This is a genomic window from Bacteroides coprosuis (assembly GCF_020741705.1).
Lineage (GTDB): Bacteria > Bacteroidota > Bacteroidia > Bacteroidales > Bacteroidaceae > Bacteroides_E > Bacteroides_E coprosuis.
The window spans coordinates 1-8,534 of the sequence record NZ_DYYK01000104.1 but is presented as its reverse complement, the minus strand read 5'-3'; the positions used below and the strand labels follow the sequence as shown (position 1 = coordinate 8,534).

The following is an 8,534-nucleotide window of genomic DNA, read 5'->3' as shown; positions in this document are numbered from 1 at the left end:
ATATACCTAAGTATCATTTCAATGTGAAAGCAGCTTATGCTTTTGCAACTCGTTTTTATCTCTATAAAGGAGATATGGATAAAGTTATAGAATATGCTTCAGAAGTATTAGGGGCAGCTCCATTGGGAATGCTTAGAGATAATGCTTATTTAGCTACTTTACCTCAAGATGGTGGAGCTACTGCTATAGAGTTTGTATCTCCAAGCATGAAATCTAATTTGCTATTATTAGCAGCTACTTCTAACTTGGGATATATATATGGTCCTTATTACACAGAATCTAGATATACTCATAATAAATTATTAACAGATACTGAAACTTATGGGGTAAAACGAACTCCATGGAAAGAATTTAGTGAAGATGCCATTAAAAAAGTATATCATGTAAGATATAGGCATTATGGGGGTACAAATCTAGATAAAGTGATTATGCCACGTAATCCTTTCTTCTTTGAATATACAGATCCTGTTGCAGGTGTAGGTTACCGAAAAACTGTCTTCCCTGCATTTACTACTGATGAGGCTCTACTCTCAAGAGCAGAAGCTTATGTGAGAACTAAACAATACGGCTTGGCTGTGCAAGATATCAACTTATGGTTACAAGCTTATGTTAAAGACTATGTAGCTGTTAAAGAAGATGATATTGTTAAATGGGCACAAAGCTATGAGTATTATACTCCTGATAAGCCAACTCCAAAGAAAGCACTTAATCCCGATTTTACAATTGAGCAAGGTAAACAAGAAGAAATTTTGCAATATGTGTTGTATTTAAGACGTTTTGAAACTCTTCAATTAGGATTGCGTTGGTTTGATATTAAACGATATGGTATGACGATTACTAGGAGATTAATTGAGGGTGGTAAAATAGCCTCTGTGTTGCCTCTAACTTTAGAAAAGAGGGATAATCGATTTGCTTTTCAATTGCCATCTGAAGTAATTACAGCAGGTATGACTCCTAACCCTAGATAATTTTAAATATTTGAGAATATGAAAAAGTTAAAAATATATTCCCTCTTACTCCTAGCTATATTCTTTATCTCTAGTTGTTCTGAAGATAGCTTAAGTGGTACGAGTGTAATAAAAGACCCACAAACAAAATCTAATGAATTTGATGAATGGATTTTGAATAATTATATAGAGGTCTATAATATAGATTTTAAATATAGAATGGAGGATATTGAATCTGATATGAACTATAATTTAGTTCCAGCAGATTATCATAACTCTATTATTATGGCTAATCTAGTGAGATATCTTTGCCTAGAAACTTATGATAAAATAACTGGTAGCACAGAGTTCATTAGAACCTATTTTCCTAAAATAGTAGCATTAATTGGATCTCCTGCTTATAAAAATAATGGCCATATGGTTCTTGGTACAGCAGAAGGGGGACGTAAGATTACTCTTTATAATATTAATCTTATGAATATGAATGATATTGCTCAACTAAATAGTTGGTACTTCCAAACTGTTCATCATGAGTTTGCTCATATCCTGCATCAAACAAAACCATATACAACTGATTTTAATGAAATTAGTGGTGCTGATTATGTGACTGATAGCTGGAGTGATAAGGACCTCAAACAAGCCCTTCAAGCAGGCTTTATAACTCCTTATGCTTCTAGTGCAGTAGATGAGGATTTTGTTGAACTTATAGCTACTTACCTTACTTCAACTCAAGAGGTATGGGATGGTTTCTTTGAAGTAGCAGGTGAAACAGGACAACCTATTCTTCGTGCAAAATTTGATATTGTAGTCAACTATTTAAAAGATAGTTGGGACATCAACATTACTGATTTACGTGATGAAATAGCAAAACGTATTGACGAAATGGATGAACATGATTTCACTCAACTGCAATAATATTATTAATACTAATATTTGTAAACATAGAAAATATGAAAAAGATAAATATATTTCTATTAATACTTCTCACTTTTACCATTCAATCTTGTCTGAAGGATGATGAGGATAAATTCCCTGTCTCTGCCGCAGAAAGAATGGAGCAGAGATTGATAGAAAATGAAACAACTTTACTTTCTGCTTCAAATGGGTGGTTAATGAAATACTATCCACAGGAAGATTTAAAATATGGTGGATATACATTCTTTGTTAAGTTTAAAGATGAAAACAAAGTAGATGTAATGTCAGAAAGAGGTGGAAGTGAAAAAATAGTTGAAAGCTTCTATTCTTTAACAGGTGATAATGGTCCTGTGTTACGATTTGATACTCACAATGACTTATTTCACTACTTTGCTGAGCCTAAGAACCCCGATGGTATTGGTCCAGCTGATAGTGGTATGCAAGGTGATTATGAATTTATGATACTTGAGGCTACTCCTGAAAAAATAGTAATGAAAGGAAAGAAGACAGGAAACATTATAATTATGGTCCCTGTGGACGAAAATGTTTCTTGGTCTGAAAAGATGGGTACTATAATCGGTACAGGAGATCACTTTTTAGATTATATTGCTTTTATATGTTCATATAATGGAAATGAATCAGATGTTTCTATAAGTTATAGAACACTTACGTTCTCGGCTTTAGAAGAAGGAGGATCAAGTCAATTTGCTTCTTTTATAGTGACTGAGGACGGAATAGAGTTGCATGATCCTATTAAAATAGGTTCAGTTGATGTTTCCTCTTTTAAATGGATAACAGAGGCAAATCACTTCCTAAATGAGGAAACTTGGGCTATTTTAACTCCAACTGCTCCGCCACTAAGTGTTCAAGTTCTAAGTTCAAGTTGGTATTTTGCTTATAGTGGAACTGAAGGATTAATGAAACAGGTGTGGGATGTTGTAAAAGGCGCAGGTCTTGACCCTAATGGAATTACTCTAAGGGCTATGTATCTAGGTGCTGTTAGTGGAGATTACGCACTTGCTTATATTGCTAAAAAACCTAATGAGAGTTTTGCTATGGGAGCTTTCTTTATTAATACAGAAGTAGTTGATGGAAATACTTTAATGATTGCACCTACTGGATATATCGGAGGAACGGCAAATGAATATTATTCAAAGTATTTCTTTAAACTTTTCTTCCAAGCTATAGGTGGAACATACAAACTGACATCAGATGATCCATTGAAACCAACATGGATACGATTTGAAAATACTGAAGAACCAACAATAGCCTTTACGCTCTATAAAGAGTTTATTGAAATGCCATACGATAATTAAATTTAATTATACCCTAATTTACAAGGTCGCCCAATTGGGCGACCTTGCTTGTTTTTACCCTTGATTGAAAGTTTGTTGTTTGTATCTTTCTCAGAGAGGGTGTCTTTTCCTTGCTATCCAACTTTAACCTGCCTCGTTTTTACTCTCTTATTTGGCTCATTAGTATCAATTTAATTCTGTTTTATTTACGGAACAGCCGATTAATATTTACAATTTTCTTCTCTTATTTAGGTGTCTTATTTACTGAATATTCAAAAAGTAAGTGAAAATATTTTATTCTTGTCTATTTGTAAAACCTTATGGGTTATAAATCCTTCTATATATAGATGGAGAGAGTTTATATAATCAATTTGATATTTATAGGGTTTCTTTAGATGGATTTACTTACCTATTTCTATTGAAAGAGAAATATGGGTTAAAAATGAAATATATAATCAATAAAATGTAATTTATTTAATTATAATTTATACATTTAAATGAGCCTCAGCTATATGCTATTGATGCTTAGATAAATTGAAAATGGATTCTGTACAAGTTCTTTACATCTTATAACAGTGTGTGTTGTGCGAAATATTTGGACATAACCGATGGCATAATCATATAATAAGTATGGGTGTATGTCCAATTATTGTAATTCAGTACAAGACATGAACTAGGGCATTTCAAGAAGAGATAAAGCGAAATAGAACTATTGAGAGAAAGGTCTCTTTTGTTAGAACTATATCTTCCCTGACAGTGATTTATTGACTATAACTTAAATCTATATTAAAATGAAAAATCGTATGAACAATTTGTGCTTCGTCAGGAGTTACTCAAAAAAAAGTATGACAAAGCATATTTGGAGAAACAGCATAAACGTGGTAAACTTACGGCTCGCGAACGTATTCTTCTTCTCTTCGATGAAGGAACTTTTGAGGAAACCGATGCCTATGTTCTGCCTGGAGAAGCCTCATTTGGTAAAACGGTAAAAGCTTATGGTGATGGCGTTATTACTGGATTTGGTAAAGTGAATGGGCGCTTGGTATGTGCTTATGCTCAAGACTTTAATATATTAGGTGGGTCTTTGGGTTCTATGCATGCTAGTAAAATAGCTAAAGTTCAAGACCTAGCTCTTAAAACAGGTTCACCTATTGTGGGTTTAATCGACTCTGGTGGAGCTCGTATTCAAGAAGGTATTAGTAGTTTAACGGGGTATGCTGAGATTTTTAAGCGAAATGTTCTTTCATCTGGAGTAATTCCCCAAATTTCTGTCATTATGGGTCCTGCAGCAGGTGGTGCTGTGTATTCTCCTGCACTTACCGATTTTATCTTTATGACTGCCGACACCAGCTATATGTTTGTCACTGGGCCCAATGTGGTGAAGGAGGTTTTGAATGAAGCTGTTTCTACCGAAGACTTAGGTGGAGCTTCAGTACACGGTACAAAGTCGGGTATAGCAGATTTTGTGTACAATGATGGTGAAAACGCCATACTAGGTGTAAAGAAACTCCTTTCTTATCTGCCATCGAGTAATCTTGAAGAGGCTCCTCAAATTCGTTCGGAAGACATTGCCAATAGAACGGAAGAATTATTGAGAAACATTGTTCCCGATGATGCCGACAAACCTTACAACGTAAAAGATATTATTGAGATGATTGTAGATGATGAGGACTATTTTGAAATAGCCGAAAATTATGCTATGAACATTGTTACTGCTTTTGCGCGTATGGATGGTAGAGTAGTGGGTATTGTAGCCAATCAGCCTAAAGTAATGGCTGGTACACTAGATATAGACTCTTCTGTAAAAGCTGCTCGCTTTATAAATGTATGTGATGCCTTTAATATTCCGATTGTAACTTTGCAAGACGTTCCTGGATTTATGCCCGGTACACAACAAGAACATGGAGGTATCATCCGTCATGGAGCAAAATTGCTTTATGCTTATACCTATGCTACTGTTCCCAAAATCACAATCATATTGCGTAAGGCTTATGGTGGTGCCTATATTGTTATGAATAGTAAGGGTATTGGTGGAGACTTTGTTTTTGCTTGGCCTACTGCCGAAATAGCAGTTATGGGGCCCGATGGTGCCATTGCAATTTTGTATCGCAAGGAGTTGGAAGAATCTGAAGACCCTATTGCCCTGAAGAAGAAACTTACTGCTCAGTATCGTGAAGAAGTGGCCAACCCCTATATAGCAGATGAAAAAGGGTATATAGATGAGGTGATTGATCCTGCTCAAACTCGTGTAAAAATTATCAATTGCTTGCATGCGCTTGAACGTAAGATGGAGCTTCGTCCTAAACGTAAACACGGTAACTTACCACTTTAACCTTTAATAAAGAATACAATGAAAACAAAAAATATAAAATCTATACTGATTGCCAATCGTGGTGAAATAGCCATCCGAATAGCAAAAACAGCCAAAAAGATGGGGATTAAAGCTGTGGGAATACGTACGGTGAAGGAACCCGAAGCTTATTACCTTACTTTTATGGATCTTGTTTTAGACTTTCCCGAGAGAGAATTTAATAATATTGCAGAGTTTCTAGATATCGAAAATCTGGTAGGTTTGGCTAGAGATAATAAGATTGATGCCATACACCCTGGCTATGGGTATCTATCTGAAAACCCTCAATTTGCAGTTCGCTGTATTGAGGAGGGCGTTATCTTTATCGGTCCCACTCCTAAGGTGATAAAAGATATGGGCGATAAGGTGGTTGCCAAGGAGATTGCTGCCAAAGGAAAAGTACCTATGCTTACAGGTAGTGAAGGGGCTATACATACACTTGAAGAGGTGGTGAATGTAGCCAAAAAAGTGGGCTATCCACTGATTATCAAAGCTTGTACGGGAGGTGGAGGACGAGGTATGCGTATTGTGCACCGTCAATCCGAACTAAAGCAAATGTACATTGCTGCTTCCTCCGAAGCTGCGATTGCCTTTAATAACTCAGCTGTTTTTATCGAAAAATACCTAGAAAACCCTCGACATATTGAAGTTCAAATAGTAGCCGATACTCATGGAAATGTAGTTCACTTGGGAGAAAGAGAATGTTCGATACAGCGTAAGCATCAAAAATTACTCGAAGAAGCTCCATCAAGTATTTTGGATGATAACCTCCGAAAGAAAATCACCGATGCAGCTATTTCTCTCGCTAAAGAAGCTGGGTATAGCAGTTTGGGTACAGTAGAATTCTTGCTCGATAAAAAGATGAATTTCTATTTTATGGAGATGAATACTCGTGTGCAAGTGGAGCACCCCGTAACCGAGATGATTACCAATCTCGACCTGATTGAACTGCAAATACGTATTGCCAATGGTGAAGAGCTTCCCATCACACAAAAAGATGTGAAGTTGAATGGCTCTGCTATCGAATGCCGTATCAATGCAGAAGATCCACAGTCTGGCTTTTCTCCTTGTTTGGGTGTAATAAAAGCCTTGCGTTTGCCTACTGGAGAAGGTGTGCGAGTAGATTCTGGCGTCGTTGTGGGCTCAGAAATCAGTCTGTATTTCGACTCTATGATTGCTAAATTAATAGTGCATGCTAAAGATCGTGAAACGGCTATTGCCAATACGTTAAAGGCTTTGGATAAATTTATTATCCGTGGAGTAAAAACTACCATTCCTTTTGATAAAGCAGTACTGAACAATGAGAAGTTTGTAAGTGGAAACTTCGATACTTCTTTTATTGAAAATGATATGGACTCTATGGTGCATCGTGAAAAAGATGAAGAATTGGTGGCAGCTCTTTATATCGAAAATCACTATAGAAGGCAGAATGACCCTCAAGAAAATGTAAACCCAGGTTTAGACTTGTGGAAGTTGAAGGGTAAAATGAATAATATTTAATAGGAGGGTGCTATGCAAAATAAAAAGAAAGAACTCATTCTTCTCAATAAAGAGAATGATAATGAATATAAGATAACCAATTTTGGTGATGGTAAAATAGAGTGTGGTGGGCAGACTTATCATTGTTTGTTTGAACGTACTGAAGATGGCATCAGCTTGATGCACGTAGACGATAAGTGTTACCACTTGGAAATCGTGAACTTTCACCAAAATGAATATGAAATATTGATGAATGGGGTAACCTACAGTTTTTCTGTTGAGACTCCTTTCTCATACGAACGAAAGAAGATTCTTCAATCTAAATCTACCGAGTCAACACTTATTAAATTAAAATCTCCCATGCCTGGTAAGATTCTCGAAGTCATGGTAAAACCTGGCGATACAGTCAAAAAAGGAGATACACTTATTGTACTCGAATCTATGAAGATGCAAAATGCTATTTTGGCTAGTACAAAGGCAATCATCAAAAAAGTGATGATAAAAGAGGGTGATAATACAAGTAAGGATGATTTATTGATTGAAATGGAAAAAGAGTCGTAAAGATATAAGATACTCTACTTCGTTTATATATTTTGGTAAAGGGGCATTGATGAATTCTAAGGAATCATTTCTGCCCCTTTTTTTATGGACGAAATGAGCCACTCTTAGATTCTCTAAAATGTTCCAAATTTCAAGCTCTATTTTGGACTAACTCAAGAGGACCTCTTATCGGTGTCAAAACATGAACATGTCGGTGTCAAAGTATCAACATGTCGGTGTCATGATGGATGTCTGCAATCAACCCACTTTTTGGATGTTCTGTTTTTAAGATATAAAAGAAGCGGGAAGATTAATGTTAATCTTCCCGCCCAATTTTTTAAAGTTATTATCTTTTTGATTTGTTACTAATCAAAGTTTAAATGTCAAATTAGTTTAAGAGCATTAAGTAGAGAATTATAGCTTTATTCTTTTTAATTTAAATTTAATTTTTAACTATACTTTAACTGATGAGTAGTGTATAAAAAGGGAACACTACACTTTTGATTTTTTGATGAAATAATCTCTTTAAAGAAAATGATTATGGTTAATTAATTACTACTAATATTTAAATCAAAACAACTAGATTATTTCTTCATTCTTAAAACCATACTTTAGTCGATACTATGAATGAACAACTTTTAAAATCATTATTTGCTCTTTAAAAAACGCTTGTAATACATTTACTCCAAATGGTTTTAGTATATAAAATAAATGTACTATAAGATTTTCGCATCACTTACACTAATTTTTTTCTTTCGAAAAGATCTGTCTTTTACAACTCAACCTTTTCCCTTGATTAGTTGTCTCAAATATAATTATTAAAAGGAGAATTACAAGCAATATGATATTAAATAATTGCCTAGAAAAGATTATTTAACTAAAACACCTTTACTTGCTACCATATCGTTAATTTGCTTTAATCTGATCGAGTACATCTAGTGTATCGTTGTGAATATTTAAACCATAACATAGATCGGTTGCTAGTTTTAGGCACATACGATAGCCCTT

Annotated in this window: 5 protein-coding genes and 1 pseudogene; all 6 read left to right on the top strand. The window is 35.0% G+C overall.

Features of this window, described 5'->3' with window-relative positions:
- A pseudogene (locus tag K8V80_RS06040) lies at nucleotides 1-968 on the top strand (hypothetical protein); the annotation flags it as partial.
- A gap of 18 nt (nucleotides 969-986) precedes the next feature.
- The gene (locus K8V80_RS06035; RefSeq protein ID WP_006745081.1) at nucleotides 987-1,862 is read left to right on the top strand and encodes a zinc-binding metallopeptidase; all 876 of its coding nucleotides are present in this window, start codon (nucleotides 987-989) and stop codon (nucleotides 1,860-1,862) included.
- Nucleotides 1,863-1,897: 35 nt separating this feature from the next.
- The gene (locus K8V80_RS06030) at nucleotides 1,898-3,178 is read left to right on the top strand and encodes a DUF4302 domain-containing protein (RefSeq protein ID WP_276776108.1); all 1,281 of its coding nucleotides are present in this window, start codon (nucleotides 1,898-1,900) and stop codon (nucleotides 3,176-3,178) included.
- A gap of 793 nt (nucleotides 3,179-3,971) precedes the next feature.
- Nucleotides 3,972-5,489 carry an acyl-CoA carboxylase subunit beta gene (locus tag K8V80_RS06025; protein WP_423773063.1) on the top strand — a complete coding sequence of 506 codons (1,518 nt, stop codon included), beginning with the start codon at nucleotides 3,972-3,974 and terminating at the stop codon, nucleotides 5,487-5,489.
- 18 nt (nucleotides 5,490-5,507) lie between these two features.
- Nucleotides 5,508-7,007, top strand: coding sequence for an acetyl-CoA carboxylase biotin carboxylase subunit (locus tag K8V80_RS06020; RefSeq protein WP_276776102.1), 1,500 nt, complete (start codon nucleotides 5,508-5,510; stop codon nucleotides 7,005-7,007).
- Between the two features lie 12 nt (nucleotides 7,008-7,019).
- Nucleotides 7,020-7,547 carry an acetyl-CoA carboxylase biotin carboxyl carrier protein subunit gene (locus K8V80_RS06015; protein ID WP_276776099.1) on the top strand — a complete coding sequence of 176 codons (528 nt, stop codon included), beginning with the start codon at nucleotides 7,020-7,022 and terminating at the stop codon, nucleotides 7,545-7,547.
- Nucleotides 7,548-8,534 lie beyond the last annotated feature (987 nt).

What these genes read in the sequence shown, in the direction of transcription:
- K8V80_RS06035 (WP_006745081.1), top strand. Translation starts at nt 987, where the DNA reads ATGAAAAAGTTAAAAATATATTCCCTCTTACTCCTAGCTATATTCTTT.
- K8V80_RS06020 (WP_276776102.1), top strand. Translation starts at nt 5,508, where the DNA reads ATGAAAACAAAAAATATAAAATCTATACTGATTGCCAATCGTGGTGAA.
- K8V80_RS06030 (WP_276776108.1), top strand. Translation starts at nt 1,898, where the DNA reads ATGAAAAAGATAAATATATTTCTATTAATACTTCTCACTTTTACCATT.
- K8V80_RS06015 (WP_276776099.1), top strand. Translation starts at nt 7,020, where the DNA reads ATGCAAAATAAAAAGAAAGAACTCATTCTTCTCAATAAAGAGAATGAT.